Annotated in this window: 16 protein-coding genes; 9 read left to right on the top strand and 7 right to left on the bottom strand. The window is 62.7% G+C overall.

The annotated features are described in order from the left end of the window. Positions 1–69: 69 nt before the first annotated feature. Genes VGD45_RS32750 through VGD45_RS32740 form a run of 3 tightly spaced genes read right to left on the bottom strand, consistent with a single transcriptional unit; the run spans position 70 to position 3,263 of the window. Positions 70–1,491, bottom strand: coding sequence for a tetratricopeptide repeat protein (locus VGD45_RS32750; protein WP_331159627.1), 1,422 nt, complete (start codon positions 1,489–1,491; stop codon positions 70–72). Next, on the bottom strand, positions 1,463–2,233 hold the full coding sequence (locus VGD45_RS32745; protein ID WP_331159626.1) for a hypothetical protein: 771 nt from the start codon (positions 2,231–2,233) through the stop codon (positions 1,463–1,465). Before VGD45_RS32745 ends, VGD45_RS32750 begins: the two co-directional genes overlap by 29 nt. A gap of 58 nt (positions 2,234–2,291) precedes the next feature. Next, positions 2,292–3,263 carry a DUF3617 domain-containing protein gene (locus VGD45_RS32740; protein WP_331159625.1) on the bottom strand — a complete coding sequence of 324 codons (972 nt, stop codon included), beginning with the start codon at positions 3,261–3,263 and terminating at the stop codon, positions 2,292–2,294. Between the two features lie 172 nt (positions 3,264–3,435). Here VGD45_RS32740 and VGD45_RS32735 point away from each other — a divergent pair, with 172 nt between their 5' ends. From VGD45_RS32735 to VGD45_RS32705, 7 genes are all read left to right on the top strand, one after another. Continuing rightward, on the top strand, positions 3,436–3,789 hold the full coding sequence (locus VGD45_RS32735) for a DUF1428 domain-containing protein (RefSeq protein WP_331159624.1): 354 nt from the start codon (positions 3,436–3,438) through the stop codon (positions 3,787–3,789). Between the two features lie 23 nt (positions 3,790–3,812). Next, positions 3,813–4,088, top strand: a complete 276-nt coding sequence (locus tag VGD45_RS32730) for a DUF2277 domain-containing protein (protein ID WP_331159623.1) — start codon at positions 3,813–3,815, stop codon at positions 4,086–4,088. 236 nt (positions 4,089–4,324) lie between these two features. Further along, positions 4,325–5,953, top strand: a complete 1,629-nt coding sequence (locus VGD45_RS32725; RefSeq protein WP_331159622.1) for a DUF5597 domain-containing protein — start codon at positions 4,325–4,327, stop codon at positions 5,951–5,953. A 101-nt stretch (positions 5,954–6,054) separates the two neighbouring features. Beyond that, positions 6,055–8,940 carry a TonB-dependent receptor gene (locus tag VGD45_RS32720; RefSeq protein WP_331159621.1) on the top strand — a complete coding sequence of 962 codons (2,886 nt, stop codon included), beginning with the start codon at positions 6,055–6,057 and terminating at the stop codon, positions 8,938–8,940. A 222-nt stretch (positions 8,941–9,162) separates the two neighbouring features. Continuing rightward, positions 9,163–10,788: a glycoside hydrolase family 43 protein gene (locus VGD45_RS32715; RefSeq protein WP_414717622.1), complete on the top strand. Its 1,626-nt coding sequence runs from the start codon at positions 9,163–9,165 to the stop codon at positions 10,786–10,788. Positions 10,789–10,842: 54 nt separating this feature from the next. Continuing rightward, the gene (locus VGD45_RS32710) at positions 10,843–11,649 is read left to right on the top strand and encodes a DNA-formamidopyrimidine glycosylase family protein (RefSeq protein ID WP_331159619.1); all 807 of its coding nucleotides are present in this window, start codon (positions 10,843–10,845) and stop codon (positions 11,647–11,649) included. Positions 11,650–11,769: 120 nt separating this feature from the next. Next, on the top strand, positions 11,770–13,665 hold the full coding sequence (locus VGD45_RS32705; protein ID WP_331159618.1) for a SurA N-terminal domain-containing protein: 1,896 nt from the start codon (positions 11,770–11,772) through the stop codon (positions 13,663–13,665). Between the two features lie 3 nt (positions 13,666–13,668). Here VGD45_RS32705 and VGD45_RS32700 read toward each other — a convergent pair whose 3' ends face one another. From VGD45_RS32700 to gloB, 4 genes are all read right to left on the bottom strand, one after another. Next, positions 13,669–14,298, bottom strand: a complete 630-nt coding sequence (locus VGD45_RS32700; RefSeq protein ID WP_331159617.1) for a hypothetical protein — start codon at positions 14,296–14,298, stop codon at positions 13,669–13,671. 118 nt (positions 14,299–14,416) lie between these two features. After that, on the bottom strand, positions 14,417–15,205 hold the full coding sequence (locus VGD45_RS32695; protein ID WP_331159616.1) for an enoyl-ACP reductase: 789 nt from the start codon (positions 15,203–15,205) through the stop codon (positions 14,417–14,419). A gap of 178 nt (positions 15,206–15,383) precedes the next feature. Then, complete coding sequence (locus tag VGD45_RS32690; RefSeq protein WP_331159615.1) at positions 15,384–17,069, bottom strand: lytic transglycosylase; 1,686 nt, start codon at positions 17,067–17,069, stop codon at positions 15,384–15,386. Between the two features lie 160 nt (positions 17,070–17,229). Next, positions 17,230–18,006, bottom strand: a complete 777-nt coding sequence (gene gloB, locus VGD45_RS32685) for a hydroxyacylglutathione hydrolase (protein WP_331159614.1) — start codon at positions 18,004–18,006, stop codon at positions 17,230–17,232. A gap of 218 nt (positions 18,007–18,224) precedes the next feature. Here gloB and VGD45_RS32680 point away from each other — a divergent pair, with 218 nt between their 5' ends. Beyond that, complete coding sequence (locus VGD45_RS32680; protein WP_331159613.1) at positions 18,225–18,977, top strand: class I SAM-dependent methyltransferase; 753 nt, start codon at positions 18,225–18,227, stop codon at positions 18,975–18,977. A gap of 11 nt (positions 18,978–18,988) precedes the next feature. After that, positions 18,989–19,441, top strand: coding sequence for a ribonuclease HI (gene rnhA, locus VGD45_RS32675; protein ID WP_331159612.1), 453 nt, complete (start codon positions 18,989–18,991; stop codon positions 19,439–19,441). Positions 19,442–19,509 lie beyond the last annotated feature (68 nt).

Raw genomic sequence — 19,509 nt, 5'->3', positions numbered from 1 at the left:
ACACCGAGTCGCTGCTCACGTTGTGGACTCAGCAATGACGCGGCAAATCGCGGGATGTTCCCGCGATGCTCAGCGGCTCGTGGTGGCGGCGCATCGCTGCGCGTCGACGCCAGGCAGCTGGCCTTTGTGCAGCAGAATCAGATTGATTCGGGAGACGTAGTCGTCCGGACTCAATGTGCTGGCGCGTTGGAATTCCTTTGCCGCCTCATTGAATCGACAATCGACCGCGTACGCCATACCGAGATTGTTCGCGGCGCGGGAGTTGTCGGGATCGCGTTCGGCGGCGTCCTGCCAGAAGGCGATCTCTGTTTGGTACACGCGGTTGCGTTGATAGGTTGCCCAGCTCAGCGCCGCGAGCAATATTCCTACGGCGACTAATAGCAACGCGGGCCGATGCCGCTGCCAGGAAGTCAGTCGCGCTGCCAGCCACCAGGCCGGTCCCATCAGCGCGAGATACAACTGCCGGTCGTTGGCCACGTCGAGGCGCGGCAGCAGGGAGTTGGTCGGCGCCAGCCACAGCAGAAACCACAGCACGGCGAAGGCGCTCACCGGGGCCCGACGCACGTTCGACGACGCGATGCCGAGGATGCTCAGCCACGCCAGACAAAGTGCCACGCTCGGCCAGTTCAAGGATGTGACCACCGGCAGCTGCGGATCCACGTTGCTGTTGGCGATCCGTATCAGCTGGCCGGCCAGATACAACACCGCCTGCGATTGCGTCAGAACATTCTCGCCGATGGTTCGGGTGTCCAGACTGACCGCGAGCAAACGCCGGTACGTTGGCAAACTGAGCGCAACACAAAACATCAACACCATGAGCAACAGCAGCGGCGTCAGTCGTTTCACTGTGAGCGCCCAAGGACGGTCGGCGGAGTAGAGCAGCAGCGCGAGCGGCAATATCAGCGCTGTTTCTTTGGTCGCGGCAGCAAGGCCGAAACAGATACAGCATGCGGCGAGCCACGCAGCGCGCTCCGTTTGTTCGCTCCGGACCCAGCAGTAAAGACTGAGCAGGCAGAAACATCCGGCAAGCGCGCTGGAGCGACCGGAGATGTACGTGACGGCCTCGGTCTGCGCCGGATGCAGGGCGAACACCAGCGCTGCTATCAACGCGGCGCCCGACGCGTCGACCTCGGCCAGCCCGGCACGGATCCCACGGGTGCGGAGCAATGACCACACGAGCGTCGCGCTCAGTGCGTGAATGAGAATGTTGACGACGCGGAATCCCGTCGGCCCCGCGTCTATCGTCATATTGAGCGCGTAACTCAGCTTCAGCAGCGGCCGGATGCCGGGCATGGACTGCCACCATGCGGCGAGCGAATGTACTCGCGGCTCGTTGACGATGACGTTCCAGTCATCGAACTGGAAGCTCGCTGAGAGTGACGGCCACCACAACAGCAGGATGGCCACGGCTGGCAACACCGGCGCCAGCGTCGTCAACAACGCTGCATTCGAAGTGCGCTGCTCAGTGGGCGCGAGCTGCATCGAATGCATCGTCGATCATTCCATGCGCCAGCCACCAGCGCTGGGTTCCACCCAGCATCACCAGCCAGACTTCGTGATTCTGCCGGCGGGCATAAGCGATCAAACATTGGCCCGCCTGCGAGGTGTTGCCGGTTTTCAATCCTTGCGCGCCTTCCAGACGTCCGAGCAGGGCATTGGTGCTGTTGAACTTGATGGTGCGCCCGGCGCGCGTGATCAACTGTGCTTCTGACAAAGCGGTCAAGTGCGCGATCAGCGGGACGGATCGGGCCGCTTGCGCGAGCTTCAACAAATCCGTGACCGTGCTGTGCTGGCCGTCCGCGTCGAAGCCGCAGGGATCGACGAAGTTCGAGTCCGTCATTCCCAACTGCACCGCACGCGCCTTCATGCGCGTCGTGAACGGTGTGAGATTGGCGCTGAATCCTTCGACCAGAACGCGACACGCATCGTTGGCGGAGCGGATCAGCATTGCAGCCAACGCCGCGCCGGCGGTGATTTGTTCGCCGGCCTGCAAGCCGAGTCGCGATGGCGGCACGCTCGCCGCGTACTTGCTCACGGTGAGCCAGCGATCGGCCTTCCAGTCAGATTCGAGAACCACGAGCGCCGTGAGCAACTTGGCGAGCGAGGCGGGTTGCAATTGCAGATCGGGCGCGCGCTGCCAAAGGACTTGCTGATCGCGCATGAGGAGATAGCTGCGCGCGGCGTGCGGATACGGATCCAGCACGTCCGCGTGAAGCGGAACAGAGACGGACAAAAACAACGCGCCGACCACGGAGGCGAGTCGTTGCCTCCATGCTCGGCGCGAGCTGTCATTAATTGGTGAACAGGCCACCCAGCGCCTTCTTGCCTTTGTTGAACAAACCTTTGGTCTTGTCCATCGGCGTTTCCGCCTGCTGCTGTTCGGCCTGCGACTGATTGCTGGCGTACTCCGAGCAGAAACCGCGATACCGATCGGCAATCGCCGTGTAACGACGACCGGCGCACTGCGCGGCCGCGATGCCGGCCGCCAGAGTCGGGCATTGGCTCGCGATGAAATCCAGCTTGCCGTTCTGCTCGGCGGTGGTGCACAGGCCGTCGCGTTCTTTGTCGATCGCGAAGCCGCAGATGCGCGCCGAGTTGGTCAGCGGGCGTGCGTTGAGATTGTTGGGATCGTGCTGCGCCCACTTGGCGTTCTGTTGTTCCTGTTCGTCGAGCCGCTTGAACTTATCGTGCGTGCGGATCGCCTCGCAGTAGGTGCGTTGATCGGCCGGGTCTTTGCACATGCTGAGAAAGCCGGGGCTCTCGGCCTTCGCGGCTTCTTTGTGACAGGCTTCGATCTGCTGCTGCTCGGCCAGTTTCTGCTGGCGCTCGCCGTCGGCGATCATTTTCTTGGCCTGCAGGTTCATTTCGCCGCCGTCGCAGCGGCCGAGCTTCTGACCTTCGTAGTTCATGACCATGGTCTCGCCCTGCGCGGTCATTTCCATCTTGCCCTGGTAGCGATCGCTGCCCAGGTAAGTGAACTGCGCCGAGCCTTCCATCGCGTCCTTGCCCGTACAGCGCATCTTGAAGCTCTGCACGTTGCCTTCGCGCTTCATGTCATAAATCTGGCAGTTGTCGTCGGTCTTGATGGGCGCGGTGTCCTCGCCCGGCTGTTTGCAGATTTCCGAGGACATGCCCGGCATGGACATGCCGGCCATTTGCATGGAACTGGTGATGCGCCACTTCTCGCCTTCGACCGGCGCTTGGGCGTGCGCCAGAGAGGCGCCGACGCAGCCGAGCCACAGCAACTTGCATACGTGTTTCATGGGTTCCCGCCAGGTTTAGAGTTCTCCGAGCAGGCTCGCACGCGCCGCTTTTGTGCGTCTATGTCACGTCAAGGCAGTTGACTTTTCAGTACCCATGAATTTCTGCGCCCGATGTCGGATCCGGACCGGCCCGGCCGTCCTTGGGACGAGTGTCACTGACAGGAGAGCCCACATGCCGTACGTCGATGGTTTCGTGATTCCCGTGGCCAAGGACAAGCTGGCGCTTTATAAGGAGAAGGCGCGCATCGCGGGCGAGGTGTGGAAGAGTTATGGCGCGTTGAGTTACGTCGAATGCGTTGCCGACGACGTGCCCTATGGCGAGCTCACGTCCTTTCCGCGCGCCGTGCAGGTGACGCCGGAGGAGACCGTGATCTTTTCCTGGATCACTTATGAATCGCGCCAGCAGCGCGACGCAATTAATGAGAAAGTCATGGCCGATTCGCGGATCAAGGCGATGTTCGACGACATGCCGATCGACGGCAAGCGCATGATCTTCGGCGGGTTCGAGTCGTTTTTGCAGCTGTAATCGGACCGCAGGGCGGAGCGCTCATGTGTCGCAACATCAAGACGTTGTTCAATTTCGAGCCACCGGCGACGGACGACGAGATCCATGACGCGTCACTGCAGTTCGTGCGCAAGCTGAGCGGCTTCACGATTCCGTCCAAAGCCAACGAGGCGGCCTTCGAGCGCGCGGTGGAGGAGGTGGCCGCCGCCGCGCGCACCTTGATTCACTCCATGACCACGAGCGCGGAACCCAGGAATCGCGAGGTCGAAGCCCAGCGGTTGCGTGCTCGCAACGCTGTCAGGTTCGGTGCAAAAGCCTGACAGGCCCGCGAAAAAACGTGACCGGCGTCTAACTGGACGATGTTTCATGCGACGTTCTGTCGCGCAGGTTTGACAACCCCTCGACGGTCATAGAACAATAGTTAAGTCGTACAAGATCGTGTGTTGAGTGTCCAAGGGGGTTCATGGTGAGTGTCCAGCGCGCGCGGCGCGTTTTTTTACAGCCGCGTCTGTTAGCGCTATCAGGCCGCTTGTCATGGAAGCTCCAGGCCCGCGTCATGACCTCTGTTATGACCGTGCTCGCCGCGTTGCTCCTGTCAACGACCGCATCCGCCGCGCCGCCTCGACTGGAGCGGCAGGGCACGACGATGCGCCTGATCGTGAAGGATCAACCCATGCTACTGCTGGGAGGCGAGCTCGGTAATTCCAGCGCCACCAGCGCCGCGTACATGGCGCCGTACTGGCCCAAGCTCAAACAAATGAATCTCAACACCGTGCTCGCGCCGGTGTCGTGGGAACTGATCGAGCCGGTCGAAGGCACGTTCGTTTGGGATTCGCTGGATCAGCTGATCAAGGATGCGCGCAAGCACGACATGAAGCTCGTGCTGCTGTGGTTCGGCGCATGGAAGAACAGCATGTCCACCTATGTGCCTGCATGGGTGAAGCGCGACCAGGCCAGGTTTCCACGCGTGCAACTGCCGAACGGGCAGAGCACGGAAATACTCTCGGCATTCTCGACGGCGACACGCGATGCCGATGCCCGCGCGTTCGCTGCTCTCATGGGCCGCATTAAAGCCGTCGATGCTCAGCAGAACACCATCCTCATGGTGCAAGTCGAGAACGAAATCGGCATGTTGCCGGTGGCGCGTGAATACGGCGCCGAGGCCAATCGTTTGTTTGCCGAACGCGTGCCGGCTGAGCTGATTAAGCATCTCGGCGCCACGCGCGACCATCGGACCGGCCTGCACAAGTTGTGGGCCGAGCAGGGCGGCAAGAGCGAAGGGAGCTGGACGGAAATCTTCGGCGAAGGCGATGCCGCCGCGGAGGCATTCACCGCCTGGCATTACTCCCGTTTCGTCGAGGCGCTCACTACCGCCGGCAAAGCGGTTTATCCGCTGCCGATGTATGTAAACGCCGCGCTCAATCGTCCAGGCAAGGCGCCTGGCGAATATCCGAGCGGCGGCCCGCTGCCGCACCTGCTGGATGTCTGGAAGGCGGGCGCGCCGTCGCTCGATTTCCTCGCGCCCGATATTTATTTTCCGAACTTCGTCGAGCTCGCCGCGCGCTTTTACCGCGCCGACAACGCGCTGTTCATTCCAGAAGCGAACAATTCCGACAAGCCCGAAGCGCCCGCCAACGCGTTCTATGCGTTCGGCAAGCTGGACGCGATCGGCTTCAGTCCGTTTTCCATCGAATCCATCAGCGAACCGTTACCCAACCCCCTGGCAGATGCCTATGCCGTGCTGAGGCAACTCAGCCCGGCAATTCTTTCCGCGCAGGGGCTCGGCCGGATGTCCGGCTTCAAACCGCGCGTGCTAGAAGACGAAACCGTCATCGATCTGCCGGTCACCGAAGACATCGGCAACTATCGTTTCATCGTGTCGTTCATCGACCCATGGCTGCCCGAAGCGGAGCAGCGCACGGCGACGCACGGCGGACTCATCATTCAGACCGGCCCCGAGGAATATTTGATCGCGGGGCAGGGAATTACGGTGACCGTGAAACCGGTGGGCGCGGGCCCGCCGCTTGCGGGCATCGAGCAAGCCTGGGAAGGCGCATTCGACGCGCAGGGACGCTGGGTTCCGGCCCGCCTGCTGAATGGCGACCAGACCCATCAGGGGCGTCACGTGCGACTGGCGCCCGGCAAATTCCAGATTCAGCGGGTTCGTTTCTATCGCTATCGGTGAGCAGGCCGCCGCGAGCGGCAGTTTATTGGACGCGAATTGATAGCGGTACCACCGTCGATGACGACTTTGATTCAGCACCGAGTGCTGTGAGGAGAGGGGATATGAGTTTGATCAGGCGACACATTCTGCGCGCGGTGTTGATTCCGTCCGCGACTGTCTTAGGACTGGCGTCGGCGAGCGTATTCGCGCAGGAGCAGCCGCAGGAGGCGCAGAGCACCGCGTCCACCGGCGCTGAACTCGAAGAAATCGTGGTGACCGGTATCCGTGGCAGCTTGCAGAGCGCCACTGAGAGCAAGCGAGACGCCGTGGCATTCGGCGACTCGATCTTCGCCGAAGACATCGGCAAGCTGCCGGCGACCAACCTCGCCGAAACTTTGAATCGCATGCCCGGCGTGCGGCTGAGCCGCGACATCAACGGCGAAGGCGTGCAGGTTTCGATTCGCGGCCTTGGGCCGAGCTTCTCGAAGGTTCTGTTGAACGGCTCGCAGATCTCCGTGGCTTCCGACGGCGGCACCAACGGCGGCAGCGCCAACCGCGAAGTCGACCTCGACTTCTTCCCGTCGGAATTGTTCACCCGGCTGGATCTCGCGAAGTCGCCCGTCGCTTCCACGCTGGAAGGCGGCATCGCCGGCACGGTGAACCTGCGCAATGCGCGGCCGTTCGACCGCGAGGGCGCGCACCTCACGGTGATCGGCCAGAGCCAGTACACCGATAGCAATGAAGAAGTGAGCCCGCGCGGCGCCATCGTCGCCAGCAACACTTGGGGCGACACCTTCGGCGTCCTGGTCGGCGTGTCCGCGGTGAAGACCAAGACGCGCATCGACGGCTTCGAGTCAATCGGCTACACCGACGGCAATCTCAGCAGGCAGACCAATGACCCGGGCTCGAGCAGCGGCAACGGTTTCTTCTATGCCGACACCATGCCGAACAACGTGCGCGGTTACGTTCCCGGCACTCCGGTCGATCTCGCCGCCACCTCCGGCGTTCCGCTCGACGTGCTCAAGAATGCGCTGATCCCGCGTCTCGGTCGCAACATCTACACCATCGGCGATCGTGAGCGCGTATCGGGCCTGGTGTCGATGGAATATCGGCCCACCGATTCGCTGAAGTTCGCGCTCGACACCATGTACGCCGAGTCGAATCGCGACTATCAGAGTTTGAAAATGAACTGGTACGTGCGTAACTCCGGCCCCGGCACTTCACCGGTGTCGACGGGCGGCATGGTCCCCATCGACCTGACCGTGGATTCGAACAACGTGGTGACCGAAGGCACGTTCGCGAACTCGAGCTTCTTCCTCGAGAACGACGTGTTCGACCAGACCACCGACTTCTATAACATCAACCCGAGCATGGAGTGGCAGGTCGCCGACAACGTGCGCGTGAACGCACAGGTGAACTACAGCCACAGCGAGTTCTTCCGCGAGCAGCCGCAGTTCGACTTCCAGACGCCGCGCGAGTCGGGCGTGGAAGTGTATCTGCGTAACGGCGGCAGCGATCAGCCGATCATCACCACCAATGTGGATCTGAACGATCCCAACCTGGGTTGGCAGTGGTATCGCGTGAACGTGCAGAACGTGAAGCGCGAGACCGAAACGCAAGGCGCGCACCTCGACACGATCATCGGCGACGACGACAACAATTTCAAAGTCGGCGTGGCCTACGACAAAGCCGAGCGCACCATTCGAGCCTATGACAACAGCGCGGCGTTCCAGCAGGCAGTGTGCGGCACGCAGTGTAACGGCCTCACGGGTCTGATTCCGAACTCGCAAGTGGCGCAGTACCTGCGTCCGATGGATACGAACGACTTCGGACACCTCGCCAGCGGCAGCGTGGGCTACAGCCGTTTCATCATGACTCAGCTGGCGGCGCTCGAGCGCGCCACGAACTACGCCTACTACCGTGACACGGCGCCTGAGGCGATCGGCGCGGTGACCGGCGGCGCTACCGGCGATATCGCCGAAGAGACCGCGGGTGTGTATCTCGAGGCGAATCGCCTGTTCGTCGTGGCGGATCGCGATCTGCGCGTGAATGCCGGCGTGCGCTATTTCAACACCGATCAGGAAGTGACCAGCCCGGTGCAAGTCGCCTCGGGCATCATCGATCAGACGTTGGATAGCTCATACGACGACTTCCTGCCGTCGTTGAACGCGGCTTACGATCTGACCGACCAGCTGAAGCTGCGTGGCTCGGTGTCTCGTAGCATGACGCGCGCGGATGCGGGCCAGATTCTGCCAGGCACGACCTTCAGCGATCCGTCCGGACAGGTGGCCACGGTCGGCAACCCGGACCTGGAGCCGTACTACTCCACCAACTTCGACCTGGGTGGCGAGTTCTACACTGGCGGTCTGGGCTACATCGGCGTCGCGTTGTTCCGCAAGGAAATCGAAGGCTTCACAGCGATGCGGCAGACCACCGTGCCGTTCTCGGAGCTGGGACTCGCGTATAGCGACCTCACCGATACGCAGCGCGCGGCGATGGATCCTCGCGGCGGCCCGAACGCGCTGGTCAACGTCAACCGGCCGGTCAACCTCAACGAGCTGTCGCTGGACGGCGTCGAGCTCACCTGGGTGCAGCCGCTGGACATCGTGCTCGAAGGCCTCGGCTTCTCGGCCAACGCGACGCGGATCGATGTTTCCTCGGACGACGAGCCGCCCGCCGGCATTCCGCGCAGCACGTACAACCTGCAGGCGTTCTACGAAAATTACGGCTGGTCGGTCAGCGTGAATTACGTGTGGAACGACGAGTTCATCGCGGCCAATAAGCCGCAGAACAACATCCAGGTGCCGCTGCGTGCCGACGACCGCGGTCAGCTCGATTTGTCAGCGAGCTATCTGCTGCCGTTCCTGAACGAGGGCATGCGGGTGACGTTGGATGCGCTGAATCTGACCAACGAGCCGATCCGCACTCTGTTCGGCTTCGACAACTCGCCGTACTCGGTGTATTACCCGGGTCGTCAGGTGTTGCTCGGACTGCGCGCTTCGTTCTGATGATGTAATAGGGGCGCCTGGAGTATTCCAGGCGCCCTGTTTTATGTGCTCGGGATTCGGCATCCTGCCACGACCCGAGCGCGAGTCGGCAAAAGGCGCGACTTTTGCCTCTCGCCGCCGCCTGCGGCGGCGGGGTACATCCTTGTACCCGGGCAGCCGGGCGTAGGTTCGGGGGCGCTGATGCGTAAGCTGATTTGGAAACAGTTTCTGATCGCGGCGCTGATGTTGGCGCCGTGGATCGTTCACAGCGAGCCGACGGTTTCGTTCGATTGGTTCGAATACACCGGCAAGGACGCGGTGTTCGACGCTCCGCTGCCGCCCGGCAGCTATCGCAATCCCATTCTCGCCGGGTTCTATCCCGACCCCAGCGTCACACGGGCGGGCGATAAGTTTTATCTGGTGAACTCCACGTTCGCCTATTTCCCCGGCATTCCCGTGTTCGAGAGCAGTGACTTGGTGCACTGGCGTCTGCTCGGACACGTGCTCGATCGCCCCGAGCAGTTACGTTTTCAGGGATTGACTATTTCTCGCGGCGTGTTCGCGCCGGCCATCCATTATCACGACGGTGTGTTCTATGTATTGAACACGCTGGTGGACAGCGGCGGCAATTTCATTTCGACCGCCAAGAACCCGGCCGGTCCGTGGTCGGATCCGATCTGGCTGCCGGAGATCGACGGCATCGATCCCTCGCTGTTCGTGGACGCGGACGGCAGGGCGTATGTACTCAACAACGGACCGCCCGACGAGCAGCCGCGCTACGAAGGCCATCGCGCGATCTGGATGCAAGAGCTCGATCTGAAGCGCATGAAGCTCGTGGGGCCTCGGCGCGTCGTGTTGAACGGCGGCGTGGATATTTCCAAGCAGCCCATCTGGATCGAAGGGCCGCATGTTTTCAAACGCGGCGAGTGGTACTACCTCTCGTGCGCCGAGGGTGGCACCAGCGTCAATCACTCTCAAGTGATTCTGCGCTCGAAGTCGGTGTGGGGGCCGTACACGCCGTATGAGAACAATCCGATTCTGACGCAGCGTGACCTGGCCAAGGATCGCGCCAATCCCATCACGAACGCGGGTCATGCCGACCTGGTGGAAGCACCCGATGGGACCTGGTGGGCGACGTTTCTTGCTTCGCGTCCCTACGACGCGGTGAACTACAACACTGGCCGCGAGACATTTCTGTTGCCGGTGACGTGGAAGGACGGTTGGCCCGTGATCCTCGAGCACGGCAAGCCCATTCCTTATGTCGCTGCCGCGCCCAAGCTGCCGAACATACATCGGGACGCCGTGCCGCTGAGTGGCAACTTCACCTGGCGCGACGACTTCAACGAGCTCACCTTGAACGGCGGTTGGCTGCAGGTGCGTTCACCGAAGCAACAATGGTTCGATTTCTCAGCCGAGCGCGGTCGATTACGGATCACCCCCACCAACGAACGTTTGGATGGCAGCGGCAATCCCGCCTATCTGGGGCGTCGTCAGCAACATCTCGCTTTCGAAGCCAGCACGGCGGTACGCCTGCCCAAAGAGACGGGCGTGGCAGCAGGAATCGCGGCGTTTCAAAACAGCGGTTACTGGTACTTCCTGGGAGCGCGCCGCGCCGGCGAGTCGTTACAAATCTTTCTGGAAAAGAAGACGGACAAGACTCTGAAACAAGTCGCGGCCAAGACGCTGAAGCCGCCGGCGAATGCCGACCTGAAGCTCAAGATCACGGGGCAGGGACGAAATTACTCGTTCTATTACGACGCGGCGGGATGGCAGCCACTCCTGGAAAACGATGACGGCACGATTCTGAGCACCGAAGTCGCCGGCGGCTTCGTCGGCGCGACAGTCGGCCCGCACGCACGCCTCGAATAGCGATACTCCGCAGGCACGGAACCTTGCATGGCTCCATCGATTAATCGATGAGCCATGCCCGAAGGACCTTCGCTGATCATCCTGCGCGAGCAGGCGCAGATCTTCCAAGGCAAGCGAGTGCTTGCCGCGGAAGGCAACTCGAAGATCGACAAGTCGCGCATCGTCGGCCAGCGCGTCGTCTCGCTGCGCACCTGGGGCAAACATTTCCTGATCGAGCTCGGCGAATTCACCGTTCGCATTCATCTGCTGATGTTCGGCCGTTACTGCATCAACGAGCGCAAGCCGGACAAACCCATTCGCCTCGGACTGCGGTTCGCTCGCGGTCAGGAGCTGAACTTCTACGCTTGCTCCGTGCGCTATCTCGAGGGCGACCTCGACGGGACGTACGATTGGACGGCAGACGTGATGTCGAATACCTGGAACGCCGGCGCCGCTCGCAAGAAGCTGCGCGCGATGCCGGAGACGCTGGTCTGCGACGCCTTGCTGGATCAGACGGTATTCGCCGGCGTGGGCAACATCATCAAGAACGAAGTGCTGTATCGCATCCGCGTGCATCCCTGCTCCAAGCTCGGCGCGCTGCCGCCTGCGAAACTGCGGCAGATGGTGGAGGAGGCCAGGCGCTACAGCTTCCAGTTCCTGGAATGGAAGCGGGCCTTCGTGCTGAGGAAGCACTGGCTGGTCCACAACAAGGGCGTGTGCCCGCGCTGTGAGATCAAGCTCCACCGCGCGTACCTGGGCATGACCGACCGGCGCACTTTCTATTGCGAGCGGTGTCAGATCCGCTATTCGCCGCCCGCCAAGCGGGCCGCTCGCGCCAGACGCCAGCCCGCTCGGGGGCGGCGCTCAGGCGCCTACAAATAGAGCCCGGCCGCCGCACGTGCCAGCGGGGCCCCGGGTTTGTTACTATCGCGCGCCCTCGGCCGCATGGCGCGCCAGGCAAGTCGTTGGGAATCAATTATTTAGGGACTAATCCCGCTACACATGCTGCAAACCATCCGCGACAAGATCACCGGCTGGGTCGCCGGATTTTTTCTGGGCGCCATCGCCATCGTGTTCGTGTTCTGGGGCATCGACTTCCAGTCCGCGTCGGCGAACTTCGCCGCCAAGGTGGATGGCGAGCGTATTCCGGCCGAGACGGTGCGCCGGGCCTGGCAGCAGCGCCAGTCTCAATTGCAGCAGATGCTGCGTAACGAGCTGCCGCCGGAAATGGCCAAGGCCCAGCAGACCGCGCTGCTCGATCAGTTCATTCAGCAGACGCTGCTCACCCAGCGCGCCAACGACCTGGGCTACAAGGTCAGCGACGAGGCGCTCGCCAAGCGCGTGATGGAAATCCCGCAGTTCCAGGTCGACGGCAAGTTCTCGCAGGACCGCTATAACGGCCTGCTGCGCTCCAGTGGCACGACCGAGGCCCGCTTCGAGGCCGACCTGCAAGCCGAGCTGCTGCTCGAGCAGTTGCAGACGGGCGTGATCGAGTCGTCGTTCACCGTTCCCTACGAGCTGGATCGGCGCTACGCGCTGGAAAAGCAGCAGCGCGAAATCGACTACGCGCTCATTCCGGCCAACGAGTTCCTGGCGTCGGTGCAGGTCACCGACGAGCAGATCCAGAAGTACTACGAGCAGAACAGCAAGGATTTCCTGCTGCCCGAGACGGTCGATCTGCAGTACATCGAAATGACGCGAGCGGAGGCCGAATCGAAGGTCGACGTGAGCGAGCAGGCGCTGAAGGAGTACTACGACGGCGTCAAGGAGCGCTTCGAGTCGCCCGAGCGTCGCCAGGGTCGTCACATCCTGATCACGGCCACTGACGGGCTGGACGACGCGGCCGCGCAGAAGAAGGCGCAAGAGCTCACCGACAAGGCCAAGGGCGGCGCGGATTTCGCGCAGCTCGCCAAGGAAAACTCCAAGGACCCGGGCTCGGCTCAGCAGGGCGGCGATCTGGGCCTCGCGCAGAAAGGCATGTTCGTCGGCCCATTCGAGGACGCCTTGTTCAGCATGCAGCCTGGCGAAGTGCGCGGCCCGGTGAAGACGCAGTTCGGCTATCACGTGCTCAAGCTGGAGAAGATCGAAAAGGGTCATCTGCAGAGCTTCGAAGAAGCGCGCGCCGAGGTCGAAGCGGAATATCGCAAGGACCGCGCGCAGACCGCGTTCTATGACGACTCGCAGAAGATGGCCGACGCCGCCTTCGCGGCGCTGACCGAGCTCGACTCGGTGGCGAAGTCGATGAACCTGCAGGTGAAGGAGATCAAGGGCTTCACCCGTGAAGGCGGTGGCGAGTTCGGCGCCGACCAGGGCGTGGTCGATGCCGCGTTCAGTGAAGATGTGCTGGAGCGGCGGCAGAACAGCCCGCTGATTCCGGTCGGCGACGACAAGGCCGTGGTGTTGCGCGTCGTCGCTCACAAGCCGGCGGAGCCGCGCCCGCTGGCCGAAGTTCGTGCGGCCATCGAATCGCAGCTTCGCGCTCAGCAGGCGCGTGAAGCGGCGGCAGCGAAGGGCGCAGATGCGGTTGCCCGGTTGCAGAAGGGCGAGAGCTGGGATTCGTTGAGCGCGGCGGGAGTGAAGCCGGTCGGCAAGCGATTCGTCACGCGTGATGATTCGATCGCTCCGCCGGCGGTGCTGCGTTCGGCGTTCCAAGCGCCGAAGTCCGAGATCTCCGAAGCGAAGCCGTTCGTGGCCGGTGTGACCACTGACGATGGCAACTATGCCGTACTCGCGGTCACGCAGATTCGCAGCGGCGAGGCGAAGTCAGAGCCGGAAACCGAGCGCGCCACACGTCGCCGTCAAACCGAGCGTCGCGTGGGTGGGGAAGAGCTGACTGCCTACGTCGAAGAGGCCCAGCGCAACGCCGACATCGTTCGCAACGAGAAGGTCTTCGAATAACCGTCAGATTGAAGACGACTCATCAGCGGCGTCGCGTGCGTCACACCACTTCGCACGAAACGCCGCGGTCTTATTGCGCTGCTGTTTCAGGAGCGACGCCTCGAAATCTTGTGGCACCTTCTGTGCGATAGAGTCGAGCGCGCTGGCGGCGAGCGGCGAACAGCTCGATCCCAACGCTGTGACGCCATGAAAGAAGAACACAGGCGACGGGTTGGTCTCTAGCAGCTTCTGAACTCGCGCGATGTCGTTGTCCTCGCCGGCGAGCGCGAGCAGATAGATCGGCTGCTCCATCTCAACAGGATTGGAGGCATCGTTGAGGCGGCCGCGCGCGAAGTCGGCGATGCTCTCGACCGGGATGCCACCGGCGCCTTTCACGTGGGCTCGCGTCAGCTCGTAAGCTAACGCGAAGCGCACGTCCTCGCGATACATCTCGTCCCAGTTGAGATTCGGCTCCCGGTTCCGATTTCCTTCCCACGCTGCAATCAGCACGGGCAACGCGGAATGATCCGGCCGCTTCGTGCTCAACTCGTTGAGCGCATCGAGCATGGGTCCGGCGTCGCGGCTCAGAATCCGCCGCACTTCGTGGTCCTCGACAACCGGGTCGTCCGGGATTCCCTGGAGCTGTTCAGCCACGAGCACGTCGTATTCGACGGGACTGCGCGTGCTCCGCGAAGAGTGGTAGTTGCAGGCCGCCAACCCTCCGCAGAGCAGGACAACCATCCATGGTAAGTGCTTCTGCATGGGGGTTGGATCAATCGCCCTCGGGGAAGGACATGCCGACGGTGCTGAAGCCGGCGTCGACGTAAATGATTTCGCCGGTGATGCCCGCGGACAGGTCGGAGGCGAGGAACGCGGCGGTGTTGCCGACGTCTTCGATGGTGACGTTACGGCGCAGCGGCGCGATCGAAGCGACGTGGCTCAGCATCTTGCGGAAGCCGCCGATGCCGGCGGCGGCGAGCGTCTTGATCGGACCGGCAGAGATGCCGTTGACGCGGATGCCCTTCGGGCCGAGATCGGCTGCGAGGAAACGCACGCCTGCCTCGAGGCTGGCCTTGGCGAGACCCATCACGTTGTAGCTCGGCAGCGAGCGGACCGCGCCCAGATAGGTGAGCGTGAGGATGGAGCCCGCGCGGCCTTCGAGCATCGGCTCGGCCGCCTTCACCACGGCCGTGAGGCTGTAGCTGGAGATGTCATGGGCGATGCGGAAATTCTCGCGCGTCGTGGATTCGACGAAGCCGCCGCGAATCGCATCCGAAGGCGCGAAGGCCACGGCATGCACGATGATGTCGAGCTTGTCCCAGCTCTTCTTCAGGGCTTCGAAGCCAGCGTTGATGCTGTCGTCGCTAGCCACATCCATCTCGAACACGGCGGCAGCGCCGAATTCCTTGCCCATGGCCTCGACGCGGTCCTTGAAACGCTCCTGGTAGCTGAACGCCAGTTCCGCGCCTTCACGCTTCATGGCCTGAGCAATGCCGTACGCGATGGACCGCTCGGTCGCCAGTCCGATGATGAGGGCGCGCTTGCCTGCGAGAAATGCCATGAACCGCTCCAGTGAAAAAAACTGGTGCGTAGTCTAACGGATCGTTCGGAACTTGGCGGGACGGGCGGTCCGCAGGCGCGGGCCGCCGGAAGACCCACCCCCTGGCCCCCTCCGTTTACGGGAGGGGGAAGAAGATTTTTATTTTTTTCTATGCCGGAGCCGGAACGCTCGGACAGCGTCAAATGCCGGCGCGACGCCGGTCTTCGAGGTACATCACCAGGCGCTGGCCGGGCTTGATCACGCTGCGCTTGGTCAGGTTGTTCCAGCCGAGCAGGTCGGTCAGGCGCACGCGGAATTTGGTGGCGATGGTCGACAGCGAATCGCCGCGGCGAACCACGTAAGTGGTGGAGCGCGACACCGAACTGCTGTCGGTGGAAGCGAGCTGGGCGGTGCCTGGAATCGACAGCACCTGGCCGATGGACAGCGTGCCATTGCGGGCGACGCCGTTGCTGTGAGCGAGGCTCTCCATGCTCACACCGTGCCGGCGCGCGATGCTCCAGAGCGTCTCGCCACGGCGAACCACGTGCTTGTCCGACGACCCCCGGCGACGCACCGGCTTTTCTTCTTCCACGAGCGAGGCGATCTCGGCTTCGCTCGGCAGCTTCATGCCTTTGGGAGCGGCCGCGATCAGCAGGTCTTGACCGGGATGAATCATGCTGCCGCGGATCTTGTTCGCTGTCTTGAGCGCGGCGACAGAAATGCCGTACTTGTCGGCGATGGCGCCGAGCGTGTCGCCCCGGCGCACGCGGTGGTAAACGATGCGCACGCGCTCTTCGGGCGGCAGGGCGGCGATGCCGGCCTGGAAGCGCTCATGACGATCGATCGGCACCAGGATCTGATGCGGACCGTCGGGATCGGTGACCCAGTGGTTGAAGGCCGGGTTCAGCGCCAGCAGCTCTTCCTTCGACAGGTCGGCGAGCTCGGCGGCGACGTGCAGATCGAGCTGACCGCCGACATCCACTTTCACGAAATAGGGCGCGTTGGGAATCGGCGAGAAGGCCAGACCCTGGGCGGTCGGATCGCCGACGATGCGACGCATGGCCAGCAGCTTCGGCACATAGGCGCGCGTTTCACGCGGCAGACTCAGGCTGAAATAATCGGTGGGCTTGCCAGCTCGGCGATTCTTTTCCAGCTCGCGGGCAACGCGGGCTTCGCCGCAGTTATACGCGGCGACGGCGAGCAGCCAGTCGCCGTCGAACTCTTCGGCGAGGAATTGCAGATAGTCGAGCGCCGCGTTGGTGGAGGCGACGACGTCACGACGTCCGTCGTAGTACCAATTCTGTTTCAGGCCGTAACGACGGCCGGTTTCGGAAATGAACTGCCACAGGCCGGACGCGCGGGCCCGCGAATAGGCGACGGGATTGAAGGCGCTCTCGACCACCGGCAACAGCGCCAGCTCGAGCGGCATGTTGCGGGCTTCGAGCTCGCCGACGATGTGATGCAGATAGCGCTCGCCACGCTTGAAGGTGCGATCCAGGTAATCGGGATGTTTGACGAACCAGCGCAGCTCCATGTCGACCGAGGGGTGATCGACGTCGGAGAGCGTGTAGCCCTTGCGGATGCGTTCGAACAGGTCGCCCCCCTCGGGGACGGGCGCGCCGTCCTGGCCAAGCTCGCGAACCAGGCGATGACCGGTCTGAGCATCCAGGGCTTCGATGGCTTCTTCGATCTGTTCGGGACCGGACACGCCGATGGCGGCTTCGTCGAGCTTGGTGATGGAAGGATCCAGCTCGACCATTTCGACCGGATCTTCTTCGGCTTCGGTGTCTTCCGAGGCGGGAGTGTGGTTACAGCCGGCCGTGAGGACCGCCAAGGTCGTTGCAAAAATTGCAGGCAGCGCGGTCGCTGGTCGCCACTGAAACATCACATCCCTCCACCTGCCTCGCCCCGGTCGGGCAGGCGTTGAATTAACCAAAGGTCAGCCCTTGATACTCGGATTCACCGAGCCGGCGGGCGACTCCCGTACACTCCGGCGCTCCAAGGCTTCAACCGGGGCGCCTGTTAGTCGAACGTTAAAACGTCACTTACCGAAAGCTGTCTTTCCAACGGCGGATGACAGCGAAGACTTCAGGTTCACTCTGTAACCCGCGGCCCGCATGGGCTTCAGCGGCCTGTTTCACACTCTCGTCGTCACAGCGCAGGAAAGGGTTCACATTCCTCTCCCGCCTGATGTCGGATGGAATCGTTGCCTCATCCCGGGCCCGCAATTCCTGGCAACGCGCCAGGTAGCTCGCCGCCGCCTGGTTGTCCGGCGTCACCGCCAGGCCGAATTTCAAATTGCTGAGGGTGTACTCGTGAGCGCAGTACACCAAAGTTTCGGCAGGCAGGGCCGCAAGCTTGGACAGCGACGCATGCATTTGTTCCGCCGTTCCCTCGAACAGGCGGCCGCAGCCGCCGCTGAAAAGCGTGTCGCCACAGAACACGGCGCCGTGGCCCACGTATGCAATGTGGCCGGCCGTGTGGCCAGGAACGTCGAGGACTTCGAATTCGAGGCCGAGCTCCGGGAAGCGGGCGTCGTCGCCTTCCCGCAATCGCTGTGGATTGCCGGGTACGGTTTCGTTGGCGGGTCCGAAGACCGGAATGTCTCTGTTTCGCAGCAACTCGCTCACGCCACCGACATGATCGGCGTGATGGTGCGTAATCAGCAGTCCGGCCAGCGTGAGATTGCGGTCGGCGAGCGTGCGCTCGACGGGTTTGGCATCGCCCGGATCGACAGCGACGACGCGCGCAGGATCGCGAGGCGAGTGGATCAGCCAGATGTAATTGTCAGTAAATGCCCGAACCGGGGTCACTTGAAGCATATTGTTGACCGACCCCAGGACACTTACCTGCGGGTATTAAACATGCCATGTGGCTGAGCGGCAAGCGTTTAATTCATGATTCAAACGACGCTCGGAGCAGCTGGTTCCATTGGCACCGACATCCGGCCACACTGATCGCGCGGATTGCGACGCAAGTCCGCTTCACGCGCGCGCTTCGTAGCGAACCGTTGGCCGTTCCGATCCGTTATCCTTCCGTTATGCCCGAACCTTCTGCCCTGGACCTGCACGACTGGCTGCGCTCGCCGCTCGGCCAGCGGGTGTATGCGCTCGAGCGCAAGCTCGCGAGCGAGGCCCTGGCGCAGGTGTTCGGCTGGCAGCTTCTGCAGATCGGGCAGTGGGGCGATGACGATGGCCTGCTGTCCGAAGCGCGCACTCAGCGCAAATCGGTGCTCGCGTGGCACGGTGGTCGTCGCGCCGGCGTTGCATCGGCGATTCGTTCGCGCACCGATGCGCTCGCCATTCAGTCGGACTCGGTCGATGCCGTTTTATTACCGCACACGCTGGAGTACGAGCCCGAGCCGCATGAGATCCTGCGCGAGGTGGGTCGTATCCTGTCGGGCGAGGGGCATCTGATCGTGTTCGGCTTCCGGCCGTTTTCGAGCTGGGGTGTGCGGCACTGGTTCGCCAAGAGCGGTTTCCCGCCCGGCACCGAGCGCTTGATCAGCGAAGGCCGCCTGCGTGACTGGCTCAAGTTGCTCGGCTTCGAGGTCGTCGACGCGCGCCGCTATCTGTTCGGTCTGCCGTTCAACGCCAGTTCGCCGTCCTCGCAACGCTTTTTCGAACGCACCGGCAATTACCTCTGGCCGATGTTTGCCGGTGGCTACCTGCTCAAGGCTCGCAAGCGCGTGTACACGCTGACTCCGATTCGCCCGCGCTGGCGGCTGCGCCCCAAAGTCGTGGGCGGCCTCATCGAACCAACAACACCGCGTAACGCGACGCGTCGCACCTGACGTTCTACTAAATGGCTGCAGTCGAGATCTACACCGATGGCGCCTGCCGCGGTAATCCGGGGCCGGGCGGGTGGGGCGCGATCCTGCGCTCCGGCGACCATGAAAAAGAGCTCAAGGGCGCCGAAGCCCTGACCACCAACAATCGCATGGAGCTGACCGCGGCGATTCAGGCACTCGCTGCTTTGAAGCGCAGCTGCGACGTGGTGCTGTACACCGACTCTCAGTACGTGCGCAAAGGCATTCTCGAATGGCTGCCGCAATGGAAATTGCGCGACTGGCGCACGGCCGACAAGAAGCCCGTGAAAAACGTCGATCTGTGGCAAGCGCTGGAGCGCGAAATCGCGCGGCACAAGATCGAATGGCACTGGGTCAAGGGACACGCTGGCGTTCCGGGGAACGAGCGCGCCGATCAGTTGGCGAATGCCGCGATCGACGAAATGATGGTGCGCCAGCCGGTCGCCTGAGTCGCGCGCGCTCGATCGGCATTGCCCGATCAGCAAGCGCCGTCGCATGAGCTATCATGCGCGCCAGC

It is taken from the genome of Steroidobacter sp. (genome assembly GCF_036402275.1).
In the GTDB taxonomy this organism is placed as follows: domain Bacteria; phylum Pseudomonadota; class Gammaproteobacteria; order Steroidobacterales; family Steroidobacteraceae; genus Steroidobacter.
This window is presented reverse-complemented; position numbering and strand designations above follow the sequence as displayed.